Origin of the sequence: Marinifilum sp. N1E240, from assembly GCF_009295825.1 — a bacterium.
Lineage (GTDB): Bacteria > Bacteroidota > Bacteroidia > Bacteroidales > Marinifilaceae > Marinifilum_A > Marinifilum_A sediminis.
On the sequence record NZ_WHKF01000005.1, the window covers coordinates 14,482 to 36,071 of the forward strand.

Sequence of the window (21,590 nt, forward strand, 5' to 3'; positions counted from 1 at the left end):
TCTTAAAGTTGATTTCAAATAAAAAAGAGCCAATTGGCTCTTTTTAGTATTAACATCTTTTTATTTCACAAATTCGAGCTGCTCCATCCAATGGTTTGTAAATTTCAATTAATGCAGCTTCATTAATTGCGTTTGGATAAACATCTTTTGCATTACAGAAGAAACGATAATTTACCCCTGAAACAACTTGACTTGCTACTGCAACCGGAGTGTAATGAACTCCTAATATTTCTTTTGTTGCATTAATAAATACGTTTAATTCTTCATTCGAAATTTTTGAACTGTAAGGAGTGTATGCTCCTACCATTTCTTGCGTTTTTTCCATCTTAATTTTTTTATAGTTAAAATTTAATTTTAACACAGATATGTAATTAACTTAACTGTATTATAAAAGTTAAGATCTAACTATAAAATGGGAATTAAAAAATAGATTAATGAGCGGTATTAATTTATGAGTGAATAGCAGCTTTGCTTGAGTAAAGCAAAATAAAAATAACGAAACTATGAATTAACCTGATTCGCTTTTCTTTTACGTTGAGCTTTAAAATAGTTTATCTGACTTCGTAAACTCCAAACACCACCCAATATAACAATTAGGAATATCCATTGTTTTCTGCCCCATTCTGCATCTCCAAAGATTCCTTTTGTTAGCATGATTAGAGCCGTAACGATAAGTAATGTGGTTACCGAAGCTGCTACATGTCCTATTGCAGCATTTTCTTTTTTAATTCCTGGAGTGCATAGAAATAAAATAACTCCAAAAAACAGAGGGATCAAAGCAGTAAACTGCCAATCGCCCATTTGATAATATCTAGCCAAAAAGCCAAATGCTCCTGCTAGAATTAAGATTAAAGAATAAACTTTATTGATTTGATATGCTTCTTTCATATTTGTTGTTTTTATTTAGAAAAAATCTAAATACTAAAATACAAAAACTCTTTAAGAAACAAAACAGACTTACAAATTACTGAAAATAAGAAAGGCTATCCTTCCGGACAGCCTTTCTTGGACAACCTTAAAACTCAACCATGAATTGATTATCGTACCGTTACTACTAAATACTTTGAAGATTTCCAGAATTCTACTGGATCTAGAATAGTAATACCTTCAATCTTTTCAACTCCCTCAACCTTATAAGAGCTACTAGGATGACTTGTTACTAAACTAATCTTCTTCCCGCTAACAGGAATAGTTGTAGTTTTGGTGATATCAATTTTCTTAAATTCACTTGTATTAAAATCTTTGCTAAGAACTGCAGTTTTACCAATTCCAATAAATCCACCATCTTTGGTAATCACTTTCTTTTCTTGCAATTCTTTACTTGTACCAAAAACATAAAAGCCAGTATTTAACTCTGATGTTTTTTCTTCAATTTCTTTGGTTTTAGCATCATTTTCAGTGTTTAAAGCTAAAACTGTTCCGTTCAATTCAGTTACCTGCCCATTTAAGTTTTCAACTTCGATGTTTAATTTGGCAACCTTACCGTTTAAAGCTATGATTTCAGTTTCTTTGTTTTCTAATTCAGTTTTTAAACGATCAGTTAGTTTACGCAACTTTGAATTTTGGTACCAACTATTATTTAGTTTTTTATCTAAATCTGCTATTTTCTCTCTGTTTTGCTCCAATAAGTTATTAATTGAAGTCAAATCACTTGCGATTTTTTGTTTCTGAGATTTATTTGGGTTTTCAGAGTTTACCGCAATAATTGTTTCTTTCTCTTTGATGATTTCCAGATTTTCTTCAATTGTGTTTAAAGACTCAATAAAATCATTGATTGTAGAATCTTTTTGCTTAGCCATTGAAGTAAGCTGCTGATTTTGTTCTTTTAATTGCTTTAACTCTTTTTGGTTACAAGCCACAAAAAATGGAAGAATCAACAATACTAGAAAAATGCGTTTCATATAAATTATTTTAGAGATTGGGGTTTCAATATTCTTTCTTTATTTATGAGTGAATATCGTGCCGAAATTCAATCTTGTTAAATAAAATTAAATATTCAAAGTGTAAGTTTCATATATTCAGCGTGTAAACATGGAGGTGTTTTTTTGATTGATCTTAACTTGTAATGTTATACTGACAACTTATGGGGAAATTTTCTACATATTTCGGGTATAAAATCCCCAATTCGAATAATTTCTACAGTTTTTAAAACAAATATGACTTCGAAAATTCTTTTTAACTTTACGAGAAGCTTGTAAATCAGAAAATCAATTGATATTCAAATGAAATCAGAAAGTAGAAGCAGCATAAAAATTAAAGTAGTATTAGGTTATATTTTTGTGTTTCTTGCAATTATAGCTTCTGTTTTTATAGCGTATAAATCTTACAATAAGCTACTTGATTCTGTTATCTCTTTATCTAAACCTGATGCGGAAATTGCAAGAATGAATAGAGTTCTGACTAATTTGTCTGAAGCTGAAAACAAAATTAGAATCTACTCACTTACAAAAAAGGAACGCTACCTGGCACATTATGCAGAGAATATTCTTGAAATTCAAGCTGATTTGGATTCGTTAAGATCTTTTAGTCCCGATAGTAGTAAATCAATACTTTTAATCGACTCAATGAGCTTTTTGTTAGAGGAAAGAGCTGAAAAATTGGAGGAGTTTGTAAGAATAAAACGAACAAGAGAAAGGGAAAATTTAGCACAAAAAGCAATGCAGGAATTGAGCGTTGCCTCGGATTCTGCAAAAACAAAAATAAAAACCACCACTACAACAAAAACCTTTCTGGATACTGTTGTTACGCCAACCGAAGTTAAGGAAAAAAAGAAGGGTATTTTAGCCAGATTGTTTGGTAGTAAAAAGGATACCATAAAAATTGATTCTATTGAAACGATAATTAAACGCACCGAAATACAGGTAGATACGAGTTACTTGCCTCAAAGTGATAGCCTCTTACGTAGTCTTGAAAATATGTTACTGATAGCTCAGGAAAAAGACAGGCGTAACAGAGAATATGTTTCAAGAAAGGAGCTTAAGTTGGTCGAAGAGAATTCCATAATGTGGGATAAAATAAAAATTCTACTTCGACAACTTGAAGAGGAGCGTCTGGAACAGCTAACTACTGAATCGACAAAAGCAAAAGAGATTGCCAGCAATTCCATATTTATTATTTCAGTAATTATTATTGTTGGATTCGTTTTGGGTGTTCTATTCATAATTTTTATTCTTACAGATATCACTAAAAGTAATTATTACCGGAAGGAGCTGTTGCTTGCTAAGGGTAAGGCTGAAAAATTAGCAAAAGTAAAGGAGGAGTTTTTGGCTACCATGAGTCATGAAATTAGAACGCCGCTAAATGCCATTATTGGATTTACAAATCAACTGAATAAAACATCACTTGAAAGTAAACAGCAAAGTTTTGTTAGTGTTTTAAATAGTTCATCGAAACATTTATTGGGATTGGTAAATGAAATACTTGATCTGTCAAAAATTGAAGCTGGAAAGTTAAGCATTGAAAATATTGCCTTTACCCCATATAGTCTAACCTCTGAGGTTTATAATGTACTGAAGGTGAATGCTTCGAATAGGAATATTGACTTTTCGATGAATTTTTCAGGTGATAAAGAACTTAGGTTAATTAGTGATCCTTTTAGAATAAAGCAGATTTTGCTGAATATGGGATCGAATGCTATAAAATTTACCGAGGAGGGTAGTGTGAAAATAATAGCCTCGGTTATTGCTGATAACGACAAGTATTTGTTTAAAGTGGATGTTGAAGATACTGGAATTGGAATAGAGGAAGATAAGCTAACTACTATTTTTGATGATTTTAATCAGGCCGATTCATTTTCAGCAAGAAAATATGGAGGAACAGGTTTGGGACTTTCTATTAGTAAAAGGTTAGCGAATTTGTTAGATGGCAATTTATTTGTAGAGAGTGAGTTTGGTAAAGGATCTTGTTTTACTCTGCAGATTCCTCTGTATGAAGATAGAATGCCATTGGTTGAAAATAACTTTAAACCTGACGAGGAGTTGTTACCAATTTTAAAGGTAAAGAAGTTTTTAATTGCTGATGATGATGAATACAGCCTGTTGCTTTTGAAAACGATTTTTACAAATTGGGAGCTTAATGCGGATTTTGTAGAAAATGGTGAAATAGCCTGGAATTTACTACAGAAAAATAACTACGATATGGTATTAACCGATATCCATATGCCTGTAATGGGAGGAATTGAACTTTGTAGGAAAATTAGAAGTACAAAGAATAATTTCGCTGATATTCCAATCGTTGCTTTAACAGCTAATGTAAGAGAAACTGATTTAAAAGAATATATCGATTCTGGTATGACTGAATGTTTAGTAAAACCATTCGATGAAGCCATCTTAAACTCAATGCTTTCCGAATTGTTGCTTGGTAAACAAAGTGATTCTTTAAAGGTGGTTGATGAAAAGGAATTAATAGCCGACGATATTTTGTATGATTTGTCGCAAATTAAACAATTTACTGCCGATGATTCGGATTTAATTCAGCAAATATTAAATCAATTTATAGTATCTGCTAAGGAAAATCTAATTGATTTGAACAAAGCAAATAGGGAAGAAAACTATTTGGAAATTGGTTCAATTGCGCATAAAATGCTAAGTTCATTTACACAACTTAAGGTAGTTAATGTGATTCCATTACTTAAAGAATTGGAAGATTTACTGCACAAAAAATCCGGAAATGTTGATGATCCGGATTATATAAAAGAGTTGGTTGAAGAAGTACAACAAAATACAGACATTGTAATAATATCTATTCAAAAAGAGGTAACAGTTTAGTTGTTATACCTCAATGCCATATTGTTTAATTTTATTGTATAGGGTTTTACGATCAATATTTAAAAGTCTGGCAGCTTTCGATTTATTAAAGTTTACCTTTCGTAAGGTGGAAATAATAAGCTCTTTTTCGTTGGCAGCCTGAATTAATTTTAAGTTCGAACCTTCTGTTACAATATTATTCTGAACTTTCTCACTCATGATTTCAGTTGGTAAACTGATGAGTTCCACTTGCTCTCCCTGGCTCAATAAAACCGAGCGGCGCACAACATTGCGAAGTTCTCGCAAGTTACCAGGCCAGGAATAATCTTTAAATTTGCTGAGAACTTCATCTGAGAATTTTGAAATGCTTTTATTTAGTTCGTTATTCGATAAGTCTAAAAAGTATTTTGCAAATATTTTGATGTCTTCTCCTCTGTTTCTAAGCGCTGGAACTGTTATTTTAAATTCGTTAAGGCGATGATATAAATCTTCTCGAAAGGTTCCTTTTTCTACAGACAATGCTAAATCTTCGTTGGTTGCAACAACAATTCGCACATCGACATCAACATCTTTATTACTACCAATTCTTCTGACTTTTCTTTCTTGTAATGCACGCAAAAGTTTTACCTGAATTTCGTAAGAAAGATTACCAATTTCATCTAGAAATAAGGTACCACCTTTAGCAGCTTCAAACTGTCCTTCCTTATCGGTAATTGCTCCGGTAAACGAACCTTTTATATGACCAAAAAGTTCACTTCCTGCCAAATCGGTTGATAAAGCTCCACAATCTACGGCAACAAAAATATTGCTTTTACGATTGCTCTCAGCATGAATTCTACGGGCTGCAATTTCTTTACCTGTACCACTTTCTCCTTCAATGATAACGGACATATCAGTCGGTGCAACCAATCTAACGTATTGATCAATTTGGAGTGAACTCGAACTTTCTCCACGCACAAAATCAACGACAGGTTTCTTCTTTTTTATTATAGTTTTTGGAGCCTCTTGTTTTTCTTCAGCTTTCTCTAGGGCCGATTTAATTAGTAAAAGAATTTCATCAGGATTAAGAGGTTTGGTAACATACTCGAAAGCTCCCATCTTAATTGCACTAACTGCAGTTCTAATATCTGCATACGAAGTCATGATGATAACCGGCACATGAGGATGCATTGCTTTTATTTTTTGCAATAACTCCAATCCATCAAAATCAGGCAAACGAAAATCACTTAAAACCAAATCAAATTTGTCGATTTCAAGTTTCTTAATGGCTTCTCCAGCAGAAAAAACTGTATCAGCATCAAAATTCTTTCGCTTAAGTAATCCCTGAAGCATCAGGCATATAGTAGCATCATCATCGATAATTAGTATTCTCTTCATGCGGAAATGGATTGTTGTTCAGTATTCAGGAAGACTTTTAATGTAGCAATAGCCCATTAATCAAGCCTTTCAACCAAAATTACATAAAAAGAGCGGATGAAAGAAATCGTTCGGATTCTTTTATAATTAATTAAGAAATGACTTTTCTGTATAATTAAATAGAATCCGATAGATATTCCAGAACTCTTATTTTACGTTAGGCAATACAAAATCGAGTTGTTTTGCGACTAAATTGGCTTTTGCCACTTTAATAGAAATTTTATCACCCAATTGATAAATTTTACGATGATGACGACCAACAATGCAGTAATTGTCTTCATCGAATTCGTAATAATCATCTTCTAATTCTCGAATGGACACCATTCCTTCACATTTATTTTCGTCGAGTTCAACGTAGAAACCCCATTCGGTAACTCCAGATATGGTTCCTTCGAATTCCTGCCCTAAATGTTCCTGCATGAATTCCACTTGTTTGTATTTGATTGATGCACGTTCTGCATTGGCGGCTTTTTGCTCCATTTCGCTGCAATGCTGGCAGTATTCCTCATACTTATCAGCATTAACAGATTTACTACCATTAAAGTACTTCTCTAACAAGCGATGTACCATCATATCCGGGTAACGGCGAATAGGAGAAGTAAAATGTGAGTAATGATCGAAATGCAAACCATAATGACCAATATTTACAGTTGAGTATTCAGCTTTAGCCATAGAGCGTATTGCAAGAGTTTCAACTAAATTTTGAATGTTTTCGCCCTTAACATCGTGTAATAATGTGTTTAAGGATGTTGAAATGGATGATGCATTGTTTGTTTTAATGCCGTATCCAAATTTGCGAATGAATTGATTAAAGGTATTTAGCTTTTCTGGGTTTGGTTGATCGTGAGTTCTGTAAATAAAGGTTTTTGCTTTTAAGCCTTTGGTAACTTTACCAATTTTTTCAGCAACTTTTTTGTTTGCCAAAAGCATAAATTCTTCAATCAACTTGTTCGAATCTTTCGATTCTTTAAAGAAAACACGAGTCGGTTTTCCCTTTTCATCAATTTCAAATTTTACTTCGAATCGATCAAAATCAATAGCTCCCTTTTTGAATCTTTTCTCGCGAAGTTGTTTTGCCAATTTATCCAAACAAAGCACGTCTTCTTTATAATCACCTTCTCCGGTTTCAATAATTTCCTGAGCTTCCTCGTAAGTAAATCTTCTGTTCGAATTAATTACTGTTTTCCCAATCCAGGTATCAAGAATTTGAGCTTTTTCATTCATTTCAAATACTGCCGAGAAGGTCAATTTTTCTTCATTCGGACGAAGAGAACAAACACCATTCGACAATCTTTCCGGAAGCATTGGCACAACTCTATCTACCAGATAAACAGAAGTTGCTCTATCAAAAGCTTCTTGTTCTATAATACTGCCTTTTCTTACGTAATGTGTTACATCAGCAATGTGAACACCAACTTCCCAATTTCCATTTTCTAAGGTTCTTAATGATAATGCATCATCAAAATCTTTTGCATCATGCGGATCAATGGTAAAAGTGGTGATGTCTCTAAAATCACGGCGAAGAGCAATTTCTTCTTCAGTAATCTCATCGGAGATTTCTTCTGCTGCATCGTTTACCTTTTGTGGGAATTCGTGTGGCAAATCAAATTCGGCAAGAATTGCATGCATTTCAGTATCATTATCACCAGGTTTTCCAAGTACACTTATAATTTGTCCAACTGGATTTTTTGATTTCTTCGGCCATTCGGTGATTTGAGCAATTGCTTTATCACCATTGTTGGCTCCATTTAGTTTGGAAAGTGGCAGAAAAATATCATAAGGCATTTGTCTGCCGGTAGGAACCAGAAATGCATAACTTGCCGAAATTTCTACAACTCCAACAAAAGTGGTTTTTTTACGCTTGATAATTTCTACAACTTCACCTTCAGGTTGCTTACTGCGTTTTTTAGCATATAGATATACTTTTACAATATCACCATGCATGGCACGATTTAAGTTGGCTTGCGAAACAAAAACATCTTCCTCAATATCTTCAGATACAATAAAAGCTGCACCTCTTGCTGTCATATCAACAGTACCTGTAATATGACCTATTTTTGATTTCATTTTAAATTTACCAGTTGATATTTCTGTAAGGAAATCAAGGTCAACTAAATCGAATAAAATTCCAACAATTAATTGTTTGATTCCCATATCTTTTATCTCCAGTTGTCTGGAGATTTGTTTGTAGTTGAATGTTTTATCAGGATTATTGCTGAAAATCCCTACAATCAGTTTTTCTAAGCTTTTACGACTATATTTCGGTCCTGAATTTTTTCTTTTTTTTGTCATTTTGTATAAATCTTAATTAAGATTTGATTTGAAAAGAGGCTTTGAATTTAAAGTAAGAATAAAATTTGTATTTTGATTGCCGAAATCCTTTAATTAAACATTAAAAGTATATTTCTGCGATCCATTATAATTATGAAAATGCCCTTTTCAAACATTAATAAGTCAATATTAAATAGCCTTTTCTTTGTTGTTTTTAACTTGATTTTTTTCAACCTATCCTATGGAGCTGCGGTTCGGGATACGGTTAATCTTGTTGATGAAGAAAATCTTAAACAAGGATATTGGATAGAATATTGTAATGGCACAAAGATACGAGAAGGAAACTACATTGACAATAAAAAGATAGGAATCTGGAAAAACTATCTTAAAACAGGCGTTTTATCATATACCATTCGATTTACTAATGGAGTACCAAATGGTGAAATGTGTTCCTATTATTCCAATGGAAAACTATTAGAGAAAGGAACTTGGGTTATAGATCATTGGGAAGGTGAGTATTACACTTATTTTGAAAATGGGAAATTATCGGGGCATTTTTTCTTTAATAAATACGGTAAAAGAACTGGATATCAGAAGTATTATCATGAAAATGGAGAGCTGAAAATCTCTGGTTCCTGGAAAAATGGAAATAAGGAAGGTACAATAAATGAGTACTACAAGGATGGATCAGTAAAATGCAAGAAAGTATTTTGTAAAGGATTGTCTAATCCTGACTTGCAAGAGGAGTTTCCAAAAGGTGTAAAATTAGCAGAAAGGAAAAATGGAAATTCTGAAAGTTCGATGTTTTCAGGGAATGGATATCATGTTTTTTACAACAAAAATCAGCAAACTGATAGAGAAGGTGATTTTAAAAATGGCAAACTAATAAACGGTAAAAGATACTATTACAGCCTGAAAGGAATTCTTCAAAAAACGGCTATCTATCAGAATTCTAAAGTTATTCGTTGGATTACTCACTAAGAGCGATAATTTTTTATAATTTTACAGCCCCAATACAAATTCGAATTATTTTAACGGATATGGAAAATAAGTTGTTCATTTATAATACACTAAATCGTAAAAAAGAGTTGTTCGAACCAATTAATGCACCGCATGTTGGTTTGTATGTGTGTGGACCTACTGTATATGGTGATGCGCATTTGGGACATGCTCGTCCTGCAATTACTTTCGATTTATTATTCAGATACCTTACTCATTTGGAGTATAAAGTGCGTTACGTAAGAAACATTACCGATGTGGGGCATCTTGTGAACGATGCTGATGAAGGGGAAGATAAAATTGCTAAAAAAGCAAGGTTAGATCAACTTGAGCCAATGGAAGTGGTACAGTTTTTTACTGATAGATACCACAAAGATATGGATGATTTGAATGTACGTAAGCCAAGTATTGAGCCTCGTGCATCAGGACATATTATTGAGCAAATGGAAGTAATTGATAAATTACTTGCCAATGGATTTGCTTATGAAAGTGAAGGTTCGATTTATTTTGATGTGGAAGCATATAGCAAGAAACACAATTACGGTAAATTATCGGGACGTAAAATTGAGGATTTAATTGCGAATACTCGTGAGCTGGAAGGACAAAGCGAAAAGAAGAACTCTTTCGATTTTGCTCTTTGGAAAAAGGCAGCACCAGAGCATATCATGCGTTGGCCATCGAAATGGAGTGATGGTTTTCCAGGATGGCATCTGGAGTGTTCGGCAATGAGTCAAAAATATTTAGGAGCTGAATTTGATATTCACGGTGGAGGATTGGATTTACAGTTTCCACATCACGAATGTGAGATTGCTCAGTCGACAGGAGCTTATGGCAAAGAAGCTGTGAAGTACTGGATGCACAACAACATGATTACCATCAATGGACAAAAGATGGGGAAATCTTTGGGTAACTTTATAACTCTTTCTAACATGTTCTCTGGTGAGAATGATGTGTTAGAGCAGGCTTATAGTCCAATGACTGTTCGTTTCTTCATGTTGCAGGCACATTACCGTAGTCCACTTGATTTCTCGAATGATGCTTTAAAAGCAGCTGAGAAAGGCTTCAAACGAATGATGACTGCTATTGGAACATTGGATAAAATTCAGGTTTCAGATTCATCTACAGTTGATGTTGCCAATTTAAAGGCAAAATCGTACGAGGCTTTAAACGATGATTTAAATACACCTATTTTAATTGCTCATTTGTTCGATGGCGTTAAAATGATTAATTCATTAGCCGTTGGAAACGAGAAAATTAATGCTGAAGATTTGGAAGCTTTAAAAGTTTTATATCGAAGCTTGGTTTTTGATGTTTTAGGTTTAAACGAAGAAGGCGAGGAAGAAGGTAACAACGAAATATTGGATAAAGTAATTTCATTATTGCTTACTACCAGAAACGAAGCCAAAAAGAATAAAGATTGGGCTACCGCCGATCGAATAAGAGATGAGTTGACCAATTTAGGCATTGCGGTGAAAGACACCAAAGATGGTTTTGAATGGGAAATCATAAAATAATTGAAACTGTCCTGAGTAATCAGGGCAGTTTTTTTATTTTTTAGCTAATTTAGCTTAGATCATCTAAACGATTAAACAAAGTACAATAATGAAATTTCATACTCTACTAATAAGCCTATTTGCTGTTATTATTATCGGATGTAACGGGAATGGAGCAAATCGAACTTTACCTGCTAAGAATAAAGAAGAAAAAGCAGTCGAAAAAACTGTTGAATATATTAGTAGTATGCGATTGAAATCTCCACATAGAGGTGATTTGTTTACTTATGGAGAAGAAGTTTTGATAGATATACATCCAAGAAAAAAAGTAGGTGATATTGATTCTTTACAAGTGATTGGCGATGGCAAATTGGTAAGTACTTTGACTCAAGAGCCATGGGTTTTGAAATGGATTCCTGAAAAGGGAAATATGGGTAAGCACAAGTTAAAGCTTCTGGCTTATCACGAGAATGGAAAAATTGGTTTGGTAAATACCTATGTGAATATAAAATCAAATCAGGCTCCTGATGAGTATGGATTTGAGATTGTAAATTCATTTCCGCATGACAGAAGAGCTTATACGCAAGGATTGTTTTACCATCAGGGATTTTTATATGAAGGAACTGGACAGCATGGAGAGTCGAGTCTTAGAAAGGTAAAGCTAGAAAATGGAGAGGCTTTATCGATCAAAAATTTGGAGCAGGAGTATTTTGGAGAAGGAATTACCTTAAGTAAAAATAGGATAATCCAACTGACTTGGAACTCTAGAAAGGTATTTGTTGTTGATCCGGAGACATTTGAGAAAATCGATTCATTTGAACCAAACACCACAAATAATCAAGGTTGGGGAATTACTAATACAAATAATGAGTTGATAATTTCGGATGGGACTAATGTTTTAACTGTTCTGGATGATACCAATTTTGGAAGAATAAGAACAATTGAGGTGTACGACAATGCAGGCAAAGTGACCAATTTAAACGAATTGGAATATATCGATGGTAAAATTTATGCCAATGTATGGTTAAGTGATAGAATTGTAATCATCAATCCAAAAACCGGTAGAGTTGAGGGCAATATTAATCTTGGTTCTATCCTAAAGCAATCAGAGAAAAACAAATTGGATAAAAATGATGATGTTTTAAATGGGATCGCCTGGGACTCTCTTAACCAAAGAATGTTTGTTACAGGTAAGCGCTGGCCAAAGCTTTTCGAGATAAAGATTAGTAAAAAATAATTCACTACTACTCCCGGAAAAATTCGTAGTACATATCTAAACTCTTTCCTTTAGTGTAATATACTCTTTCCCTAGTACTAGGGAAAGGCTTGTCCTCACGTGAGGGAAATACTTTACCATGTACGAGGGAAAAGGATTGTGACGTACAAGGCAATTTTATTTAGACACGTAGTGTTTTTTAATGTTAGTACCTGTACTAAGAAATCATTTGGCACTCTTACTCTTCAATATCCAGTCTCCCCTTATTTTTTTTGAAGAATGAATTCTTAGTGTTTCGTAAGCCTTCGTAAGAATCTAGAACACCTTTCACACTACCCACCAAAACTTTGGCTTCAACCTGTATTGGAATACGATTGTCGTCGTTACTCAGCCAAACGGTCATATCCTCGCCTCCTTCAAACATGGTTCCTTGCACCAGTAAAGGTGAAAACTTCAGACATTCGAATCGCTCGCCCGATTTTGTCTTAATGGTTTCCAAGCCACGATAACGGATATAAAGAGAATGAATTTCGTTATCGATTAGCATAGAGAGCGGAATTTTATCTCCCTTTTTGTGTTTGGAGAAATCGAGATTCCGAACGTAATAGGCAACCGATAAAATATCGAAAGTACATGCTTTATTTTTGAGGGTATCGAGCTTTACCGGTTTCTCTCGCTTCTGAATTTTAGATAAAATAGTGCTATCCTTATCATTGAACCAATATTCATGGTGCGCATCGTATTTGGATTCGTGAGTTCTCCTATCAAAATAGAAAGGAGAAAGGGTTTTTACATCTGCATAACAATTTAAAGTATCGCGCAGTTTAAAAAACCAATCGAAAGCTTTTAGATTTTTTCCGGTTCCGTAAAACTGATAAGCATCTTTATTTTTGTATTTAGTTTGCTTAACAGTTAAATTAACTTCGCCAGCGGCAACCCAAATAAATCCCCAATTGTAATACCCACGAAAGTTTAGTTTTTCACCTTCCTGGAACGCAAAAATATCCTCTACACATTGCGATTTTGCCATTTGAGGCAACAATAAAGTCAAACATAGCGAGAGGAATAGTATTTTTTTCAACAAAATAGAATGTATTAATTTGCGCCTATTTATTTACTTGCCCAATTTTATTTTCGATAGCTTCTACCTTTGTTTTCAGACGATTGTTTTTTCCTTTCTGAATGTCGATATTCATAGTAGTATAAACGCGTTCTGAATCTTCGGCTAGCACATCGTAAGATCGATTTACAATGGCAAGTGCTTCTGGCAAAGTATCGGTTTCTATTAAAGTTCCCATTGCAGTAAGCTGATAATTTACGCCGCTTTCGCGGATTAAATCAATTACTTTGCTCACTTGTTTGCTTACGCTATCACCTTTATCAGTTGGGAATATTGCGAATTCGAGAAGTACAGACATATTTTATTTGTTACGTTTTGATTTCTTTTCTTTATTATTCTCTCCTTCATGATCGTGGTCGTGATCGTGTTCACAATCATGATGCTCATGAAAATTCACACTTGTTTCTGCTGGAATCATTATTTTTTCCTCCACATCCCAGTTTGATCTGACTTTGATTTCTTTTCTAAAGTAGAAAACTTGCTCTGGCTGAATTCCTTTTTCGTAGTTACCAGTATCCCAAATTCCATTGTCGTTTTTATCAATTATTACTTTAATGATATAGGTTTTAGGTTCTAGATAATCGAATAGAACAGTTTGGTCAGATTTGATTTTTTGAGTTTGAAACAGCTTATCTTTTTTCGCACTCTCGTGCAACTGTATTAAAGTTGGAAATTGAACACCACTTACATTTAAGAATAGTTTTCCGTAGTATTCTTTTTCTCTCGTGGTAATTTTTCCTTGGTAAGAATCACTGTACAAGCCATAAATATTCTGAAAAGCTGTTGAATCAACTTTTAGTTTGTATTGAGTTTCAGGTTTCCAGTTAACGATTAATTTATAATCTAAAATATGCTTAGGATCTTTTTCAATTTTAAAATCAACAGGAATTTCTAAAGTATCCTTTAATTGGAAAAAATGGATACTGTCAAGATTAATATTTGTTAAAGGCTCATCAAAACGAATTGCAACATCTTTATGTAGATCTTGAATTGAACTTGTACTTACTTTGAATTTATAGGTTGGAACTTTAATTTTTAACTTTTTCTTCTTCTTTTTTCCTTTTGCTTGTTTTGCTTTTTTAGGATCTTTAAAATTTAGTTTAACGGTATCCTTAAAGTTGGTCAACATTCCTGTTGAATCGGTTTTTAAATACTGCAGGGCAGCCAATAAAGTATCACGTTTGTATATAGTTGAATCTGTTATCCAGTAAGATAGAGTATCTTTGCTTGCATTTGATTCTGCAAGGAACCAATTTGGATTTTCGTCAATACCTACAAAATCAATTTGTAAACTATCGCTTCGTTTTGCATTAAATTCAAACTCAAGTTTTTCTCTTCTACTTCTTTTATAGCCTGTTAAATATTGAAGAGTATTTTCTTCATCAAACATTCTAATGTGAATGTTATTGGGTTCTAGAGCTGTAAGTTCTCTTATTACTATTGAATCTTGAGCTATGGTATCAATTTGTTCAAATCGATGAGAAGTAGGTACGATTAGTTCTTTGAAATATCCAATTTTCTCACCTGGTCCATTGTACATGTAATCTTTATTCCCATCTACTATAGAAAATAGTTTATAAGTACCCTCTCGTAAGCTGTTTATTTGGAAATAACCTGCTGAATCGGTTAGAGCAATGTAATCTGGGATAGTAGTCAGTGGAACAGAATCATGCGTATTTAAATACGCCATTACCATCGATCCTTCTACAGGTAATTCATCAAAGGCATTGTCTATTTTTCCTTTGATACTTAATGAATCAATATTTTCGCCGGTAGAGAATACAAATTGATAATTTCCTAAAGGATTTCCTTCATTGTTATCTACGATTCCAGTTCCGAAATCAAGAGTGTAAGTTGTATTTTCTTTTAACTCTTCCTCTAATTTCACGTATATTGATCTTCCTTTAAGCTTAACGATGGGCGTTTTCTTTAATGGAGGAGAAATAACAAAGTTTTCACTAATCTTTTCCAGTTTCACGAATTCATCGAAGAAAATCTCTATTTTTCCGCCGTTGAAATTTAAAGCGTAATTTTCCGGTTGTGTTTCCGTTACCTTTGGAGGCGTATTGTCAATAGGACCTCCGGTTGGGTAACCCTGGTTTGCACAAGAATATATAAAAGCTGAAATTGCAAATCCTAATAGGATATTAATAGCTATCTTTTTCAAATTGATTGGTTTTGATAATTGATATTAGGCAACAAAATTACAAAGATTCAATACAAAAATAAGTTAATAAAAGTAAAATGGTTGATTCCGCAGCATTTTCCCTTACAAACAGAAAGAAATTTTTAGAATTAAGCACTCAATCCGAGTTCGATTTTGTGTTTTTAGACTTGGATATTAAGGAAGCTCTCTTTGCTCTGCTTGCGGTTCGAATGGGATTTTCCTGTGCAATTTTTGCGCCTAAGGATTTTACATCTAAACTGCATCCAATTGTAAATGTGAAAGATGTGGATGAAAAATCAATTCAAGCTTTAAGAAATAGAATTCCACATTTAATCTTACCTGATGAATATTTAAGTATTGAAGCCAATAAATCTCGCATTAGCGGATTATTAAAAGGAGCCATAAAAAGAAAAGATATTGCGAAGTATGAGAACATTCTAAACATAGATGAAACTTGTAATGTTTTTTTAGAGAAAGAATTTAAAATCAGTAGTAATAGGCTATTGATTACACTTATTAAGAGTGCTGTAAAAGCCGGTGCTACTATCTTAAATCACATTCATACAGATATTATTACTACTTCCAATAATAGCCTTACAGTTAGCGATAAAACTTACGTCAACAATTTGCAATACTCTATCGATTTTAAGCATTTGTTGAATTATGAGACAAATCAACAGGTTAATAATAATAAAGAGCTTCATTTAAAACTTGATAAGAAAGGCTTGTTTCTTAAAAGAAGTTTAAAGTTTAGTGTAAATAATGAATTGGTTCGCTTGGTGCGATACCAGGATCACTTTCTATTGGTTTGTGAAAATATTGTAGATAATGATGTGAAATTGCAATTGATTCTTGATGAATTGAATTCTATTTTAGATTGGGACAATAAATATTCCTTGAATGATATATTGTCTAAGGAAATAGTTGAATTAGCTCAAACAAATACCTTAAAGGGAGAGTTGTTGGACGTTGAGAAATTTGCCAAGAAATACATGGATGTAAGCTCAGCAAACTTTATTGACCGCGTGAAACATTTACCAGTAGTTGATACTAATTTTGAGAGTAGAATAGAGATTCAGGAATTAATAGAATTTGCTGATTTTCGTTTTGATGAAGCAAAGCAAACCGGGATCAATCCAATTGCATTTAAAAACTTATTTTATCGTTATGGTTCAGCTACTGATGATTTAACAGAGAAGGCTTATGATCTACATGGAGAGCTTGGTCCTGGTGCTGAATTATGGCAAACTGTTCAGTTGTGGTATTTAATCCACAATGAAATGATTTGTGACTCGAAGGATTACTTGACTCGAATTTGTCCTAATGGTAAAGGTTCTGATTTTGACTTAATTGCCGATTTTCAAATGGTGGATGACTATTTTGCCAAAATGATACTATAATATATGCTATATAACATATTCAAATATAATTATACCAACAATTAGGTATTGTTTACCCTCTTATCTGTATCTATTTTTGTTTCGAAATTAATTCCAAGAGTGCTTGACACTATGAACAAATTTTTGAAATATAAAATAGCTATTGTAAGCATATTGCTTCCAGCCATGTTATTACTGGCCGGAAATGCTGTGTTCAATTGGCACGTTCATAAATCAGTGGATGGTAAAATGATTGTTCATGCTCACCCTTTCCATAAAGCAGGGAGCTCTCAGGGAACAAACAGTCACTCTCACTCTTCTCAGGAATGTTTTTCGATTAATCAGCTGACCAGTTTTTTATTTGTATTAAGTGTTGTTTTCTTCATAAATGCTATAATCAAAGAAGCTAAACAACTTTTACAACAATACACTTATCAGATTAAGGTTAGTTACCTCGATTACCTTATACCTAACCGGGCACCTCCGGTATTGGCTTAGTTTTAAATTATTTATTGGTATTGCTATGAGCTAATGTCTGGCAATAACACAAATGCATCTAACTAGAATATTATGTCTAGTTGTTGATGGTGTGTTTTTCTTTTTAATCAAACACTAATATCAAATACTAAATCTTAAGTAATGAGAATTTTAACTCATCTGATCATCAGCATGTTTATGTTGGTTAGTATCACTAATTCTGCTGTGGCAGAAAATCTTACCGCAAGTATTAAAGGTAAAGTAATAGACGTTAACAGTAATGAACCAGTTCCTTATGCAAGTGTTGCTTTAGAAGGTTCAGCAATGGGAGCCGTAACCAATTTCGAAGGAGAATTCGTAATTGAAAATGTTCCGATGGGGCATTATCATGTAATTGCTACATGTGTGGGTTACAAATTAGTAACGAAAGAATGTGACTTAAAAGGGGGGAAACACGCTTCTCTTGAATTTAAAATAACTGAAGATTTTATTGGATTGGATCAGGTTGTGGTTACGGCTGATAGAAATAACATTCAAAGAAAGGATGCTCCAGTAGTAGTAAATTCTATCTCAACAAAATTATTGGAGCAAACATCAGCTGCAACATTGGCTGACGGTTTGGTTTTTTCGCCAGGTTTGCGTGTTGAGAACGACTGTAACAATTGTGGTTTCTCTCAGGTTAGAATGAATGGTTTGGAAGGACCTTATACTCAAATATTGGTAAATAGCCGTGCAATTTTTAGTGGTTTGGCTGGAGTATATGGATTGGAACATATTCCTGCCAATATGATCCAACGTGTAGAAGTTGTTCGCGGTGGTGGATCGGCTCTTTTTGGTGGAAATGCAATTGCTGGGACTATTAATATTATCACTAAAGATCCTATTAGCAATTCATTTAAGGCAGGAGTTAAATATGGTGCAATTGGAGTTGGTGCTGATGATGCAGGAAGTGTTGCAAATGATGTTACTGCTGATTTTAATGCATCTGTTGTTTCTGAAGATCACAAAAGTGGAATCTTTATTTTTGGTATGAGCCGAAACCGTGGCGATTGGGATGCTAATGATGATGGATATTCTGATTTGGTGAAAATCGAGAATTTAAGTGCTGGTTTAAGAGCATATCATCGATTTACGGATTTAAGTAAATTAACCATTGAATATCATGTAGTAGACGAGTATCGACGAGGTGGTGACAATTTGGATTTAAAAGCTCACGAAGCAAATGTAGCCGAAGAAGTAAGTCATAAAATTAACTCTGGAGGATTAACCTTTGATCAGTATTTAAATACGGAAAGAACAAATAGATTATCAGTTTATGCTTCAGGTCAGGTTATCGACCGTAAAAGTTATTACGGTGCTAAAATTACCGAAGGAAAAGATGAAGAAGGAAATACTGTAATTTATAATCCTGCTAGACCTGATTATAGTGCTTATGGACAAACTGATGATATTGCAATTTCGACAGGAGCACAGCTTTTCACAAAATCAGAAAATTTAATTTTTGCTCCAGCAGATATTACTTTAGGTGTTGAAAATGTATACAACAGTCTGAAGGATGACAAATTGGGATATTTTGATCCATATAAAAACGAAAATATTGCAACCACTGTTATTGCAGATCAAACTTCGAATACAATTGGTGCTTTTGCCCAAAGTAAATGGGATTTAGGATCGGTAAAATTTTTATTGGGAGTTCGTATGGACTCATACAAAATAAAGAATTCCGCTGATGGATCGGATTATTCAAATTCTGTTTTTAGTCCTCGTGCTAATGTGTTGTTTAATATGTCAAAAGCTGCTCAATTAAGAATGAGCTACGCAAGAGGTTTCCGTGCTCCTCAAATTTTCGATGAAGACTTGCATATCGAAGCTTCACAGGCTAGAAGAATTACCCACAAATTGGCAGATAATCTAAAAGAAGAAACTTCGAATAGTTATACATTATCATGGGATTACACAAAATCATTTGGTAAGGTTCAAACTTATTTTCTTGCGGAAGGGTTTTATACTCAATTAATAGATCCATTTAAAAACGATTATCAAACTAGCGAAAACAATCCTACAGAGTTAGTTGCTGTTCGCGAAAATGGTCCTGATGCAAAGGTAAAAGGAATTAATATGGAATTTAAGTTGGCTCCATCTTACAAATGGGATTTTCAAATGGGAATGACTCTTCAATCTAGTAAATATGATGTAGGTGATGATGTAGGTGAAGATGGTAATATTGAGAATAGTTTTACAGATAAAATTCTGAGAACTCCTGAACGTTACGGATATTTCGCCTTAAACTGGAAACCATTACACGAATTTACAACTACTCTTTCGGGAACCTACACAGGTCCTATGGCAGTGCTTCACTTGGCAGGAGGAGATGATAAGTATGGTAAAGAAATTGAAATGGAAAGTCTTGTTAAAACGGATGATTTCATGGATTTAGGAGTAAATTTTGCTTATCATTTCGATTTGGGAAGAGAAGTTAAATTGCAATTTGATTTTGGTGTAAAGAACATCTTCAATGCTTTCCAGGATGACTTCGATAGAGGTCCAAGCAGAGATGCTGGATACATTTACGGACCACTAAATCCTCGTACAATTTACTTAGGTGTGAAAATTGGCAACTTTTAGTAGAAATTTTCCACAAAATATAGAATAAAAACTTTGGGTTAGTTTTAACGAGATTGCTTCTTTTATTGAAGTAATCTCGTTTTTTTATACTTGTATTCGATTTGGCATACGAATTGAAACCTTTAAACATATTAGTTAAAGTATCATTAAGTAGACAAAAATTAAAGGAATTGTAATGCTTAGTTACTGTATGCTAAACAAATTAGCTTCAAAGAATCTTATTTTAAAAAAGATAAGTAAATTTGCACGAATCATTAAAAGTTGGACCGAATTACCAAAGTTATCATGGAAAACGAGAAGAAGGATAAAGTTTATAAAGGAGTACTAGTTGGATTGGGAGCTGTATTGCTAGTTGTTGCAGGAATGTACTTTATGGAATATAGAGAAAACAAAAAATATGTTGCTGAAATAACCACCGAAAAACTAGGTTTAGAGAATGAGTTGAAATTACTTTCTCAGGACTATGATTCTTTGCAAACAAGCAATGATACTTTGAATGTTCAATTGAAAATGGAACAGGAAAAAATTACCGAGCTTTTGGATAGAATGAGAGTGTTTCGCAATAATTCTTATGCTGAAATTAATAAATACAAGCGTGAATTGGGAACGCTAAAAGGAGTGTTGAGAGATTATATTGTTCAGATTGATTCATTGAATACAAGAAACCAGTTGCTTACTGCTGAAAATTTAAAAGTAAAGAAGCAGATAAACTGGGTAAAAGAACGAAATGAAAAATTGCAGGAGACCTCCGAAAATATGAAAGAGGTAATCAGTAAAGCATCAGCTCTTGATGTAGTAAATCTTACTTGTGAACCAATTAATAAAAAAGGCAGAACTGTAAAGAAAATATCTAAAACAGTAAAGCTTAAATCTAGTTTTACCATTCAAAAGAACATTACTGCACCAACAGGTGTTAAGGAAATTTTTGTTCGTTTAACTCGTCCTGATGAGGTTGTTTTAGGTAATCCACAAAATCTATTGTTCGATTTCGAAAATACTAAATTGGTGTACTCTGCAAAGCGTGATATCGATTTTGAAGGGGATGCTTTGGAAGTTGCTATTTTTTGGGATAACGATGGAAGTTTAATTTCCGGTGAATACAAGGTGGATATATTTGCAGAAGGTAATCACATTGGTAGTTCAAAATTCTTATTGAAATAAATTATACTCGATATATTGAAAAAAAGGCTGTCACTTATGACAGCCTTTTTTCGTTTAAATTCCTTTTATTTGAAAATTGTTCTCGAACCAAATGCTCTAAAACCAATGAGTATGGAAACGCACCCACTCTCAAGTTCAACTTTCGTTTCATCTTCTGGAATCAATACTCTAATGATAAAATCATCTGTGCTTTCTACCATAAAATCCCATAAGTTTGTGTAATCTTCATCAGAATTGTCGTAGAGTAAATTGTATTCGGTATCGAACAGTTGAAATTGTAAATCTCCAAGATTATCCTCTCCCTTTACTAGAATTCGATATTCTTGATCTTTGTAAAAAGTAAGCTGTAATTCGGCAGTTTCTCCTTGCGATAAAACAGCACTATTCAATTGCCCGTTAAATGTATAAGGTGATAATTGCGGAATGCATTCCTTTTTGGTGTACTCGTTACATTGCGCTACCAAACCGATAGGTAAAGCAAATATACAGAGTAGTAATATTGTAAGTTTAGTTATCTTCAT

At 33.5% G+C, this 21,590-nt stretch carries 17 protein-coding genes; 8 read left to right on the forward strand and 9 right to left on the reverse strand.

Going from position 1 to position 21,590, the window contains the following annotated elements:
• Nucleotides 1-49: 49 nt before the first annotated feature.
• The 3 genes from GCQ56_RS13600 to GCQ56_RS13610 form a co-directional block, all read right to left on the reverse strand.
• Nucleotides 50-325 carry a hypothetical protein gene (locus GCQ56_RS13600; RefSeq protein ID WP_152735027.1) on the reverse strand — a complete coding sequence of 92 codons (276 nt, stop codon included), beginning with the start codon at nt 323-325 and terminating at the stop codon, nt 50-52.
• A 176-nt stretch (nt 326-501) separates the two neighbouring features.
• Nucleotides 502-888, reverse strand: coding sequence for a hypothetical protein (locus GCQ56_RS13605; RefSeq protein WP_152735028.1), 387 nt, complete (start codon nt 886-888; stop codon nt 502-504).
• Nucleotides 889-1,037: 149 nt separating this feature from the next.
• On the reverse strand, nt 1,038-1,901 hold the full coding sequence (locus GCQ56_RS13610; RefSeq protein WP_152735029.1) for a hypothetical protein: 864 nt from the start codon (nt 1,899-1,901) through the stop codon (nt 1,038-1,040).
• 321 nt (nt 1,902-2,222) lie between these two features.
• Between GCQ56_RS13610 and GCQ56_RS13615 the strand changes: the two genes are divergently transcribed.
• Nucleotides 2,223-4,766 (forward strand): response regulator, encoded by a 2,544-nt coding sequence (locus tag GCQ56_RS13615; RefSeq protein ID WP_152735030.1) that lies wholly within the window; start codon nt 2,223-2,225, stop codon nt 4,764-4,766.
• A 3-nt stretch (nt 4,767-4,769) separates the two neighbouring features.
• Here the strand turns inward: GCQ56_RS13615 and GCQ56_RS13620 are convergent, their stop codons facing one another.
• Both GCQ56_RS13620 and rnr read right to left on the reverse strand, forming a co-directional pair.
• Nucleotides 4,770-6,122, reverse strand: a complete 1,353-nt coding sequence (locus GCQ56_RS13620; RefSeq protein WP_152735031.1) for a sigma-54 dependent transcriptional regulator — start codon at nt 6,120-6,122, stop codon at nt 4,770-4,772.
• 186 nt (nt 6,123-6,308) lie between these two features.
• Nucleotides 6,309-8,453: a ribonuclease R gene (gene rnr, locus GCQ56_RS13625; protein ID WP_152735032.1), complete on the reverse strand. Its 2,145-nt coding sequence runs from the start codon at nt 8,451-8,453 to the stop codon at nt 6,309-6,311.
• A 138-nt stretch (nt 8,454-8,591) separates the two neighbouring features.
• Between rnr and GCQ56_RS13630 the strand changes: the two genes are divergently transcribed.
• The 3 genes from GCQ56_RS13630 to GCQ56_RS13640 all read left to right on the forward strand — a co-directional run bounded on the left by GCQ56_RS13630 (nt 8,592) and on the right by GCQ56_RS13640 (nt 12,161).
• A complete protein-coding gene (locus GCQ56_RS13630) occupies nt 8,592-9,413 on the forward strand; it encodes a toxin-antitoxin system YwqK family antitoxin (RefSeq protein ID WP_193323788.1) in 822 nt (273 codons plus the stop codon).
• 59 nt (nt 9,414-9,472) lie between these two features.
• Nucleotides 9,473-10,945, forward strand: coding sequence for a cysteine--tRNA ligase (cysS, locus tag GCQ56_RS13635; RefSeq protein ID WP_152735034.1), 1,473 nt, complete (start codon nt 9,473-9,475; stop codon nt 10,943-10,945).
• Between the two features lie 88 nt (nt 10,946-11,033).
• Complete coding sequence (locus GCQ56_RS13640) at nt 11,034-12,161, forward strand: glutaminyl-peptide cyclotransferase (protein WP_227006079.1); 1,128 nt, start codon at nt 11,034-11,036, stop codon at nt 12,159-12,161.
• Between the two features lie 217 nt (nt 12,162-12,378).
• Here the strand turns inward: GCQ56_RS13640 and GCQ56_RS13645 are convergent, their stop codons facing one another.
• The 3 genes from GCQ56_RS13645 to GCQ56_RS13655 all read right to left on the reverse strand — a co-directional run bounded on the left by GCQ56_RS13645 (nt 12,379) and on the right by GCQ56_RS13655 (nt 15,427).
• Nucleotides 12,379-13,170 carry a DUF3108 domain-containing protein gene (locus tag GCQ56_RS13645; RefSeq protein ID WP_152735035.1) on the reverse strand — a complete coding sequence of 264 codons (792 nt, stop codon included), beginning with the start codon at nt 13,168-13,170 and terminating at the stop codon, nt 12,379-12,381.
• A gap of 76 nt (nt 13,171-13,246) precedes the next feature.
• Complete coding sequence (locus GCQ56_RS13650) at nt 13,247-13,558, reverse strand: MTH1187 family thiamine-binding protein (protein ID WP_152735036.1); 312 nt, start codon at nt 13,556-13,558, stop codon at nt 13,247-13,249.
• Nucleotides 13,559-13,561: 3 nt separating this feature from the next.
• The gene (locus tag GCQ56_RS13655; RefSeq protein ID WP_152735037.1) at nt 13,562-15,427 is read right to left on the reverse strand and encodes an Ig-like domain-containing domain; all 1,866 of its coding nucleotides are present in this window, start codon (nt 15,425-15,427) and stop codon (nt 13,562-13,564) included.
• 77 nt (nt 15,428-15,504) lie between these two features.
• Between GCQ56_RS13655 and GCQ56_RS13660 the strand changes: the two genes are divergently transcribed.
• The 4 genes from GCQ56_RS13660 (at nt 15,505) to GCQ56_RS13675 (ending at nt 21,069) form a co-directional block, all read left to right on the forward strand.
• Complete coding sequence (locus GCQ56_RS13660) at nt 15,505-16,827, forward strand: hypothetical protein (RefSeq protein WP_152735038.1); 1,323 nt, start codon at nt 15,505-15,507, stop codon at nt 16,825-16,827.
• Nucleotides 16,828-16,938: 111 nt separating this feature from the next.
• Nucleotides 16,939-17,304 carry a hypothetical protein gene (locus tag GCQ56_RS13665; RefSeq protein WP_152735039.1) on the forward strand — a complete coding sequence of 122 codons (366 nt, stop codon included), beginning with the start codon at nt 16,939-16,941 and terminating at the stop codon, nt 17,302-17,304.
• Between the two features lie 141 nt (nt 17,305-17,445).
• Nucleotides 17,446-19,908 carry a TonB-dependent receptor gene (locus GCQ56_RS13670; RefSeq protein ID WP_152735040.1) on the forward strand — a complete coding sequence of 821 codons (2,463 nt, stop codon included), beginning with the start codon at nt 17,446-17,448 and terminating at the stop codon, nt 19,906-19,908.
• Nucleotides 19,909-20,193: 285 nt separating this feature from the next.
• Complete coding sequence (locus tag GCQ56_RS13675) at nt 20,194-21,069, forward strand: hypothetical protein (protein ID WP_152735041.1); 876 nt, start codon at nt 20,194-20,196, stop codon at nt 21,067-21,069.
• Nucleotides 21,070-21,134: 65 nt separating this feature from the next.
• On the opposite strand, the gene GCQ56_RS13680 is transcribed toward GCQ56_RS13675, so the two are convergent.
• Nucleotides 21,135-21,590 (reverse strand): hypothetical protein, encoded by a 456-nt coding sequence (locus tag GCQ56_RS13680; RefSeq protein ID WP_152735042.1) that lies wholly within the window; start codon nt 21,588-21,590, stop codon nt 21,135-21,137.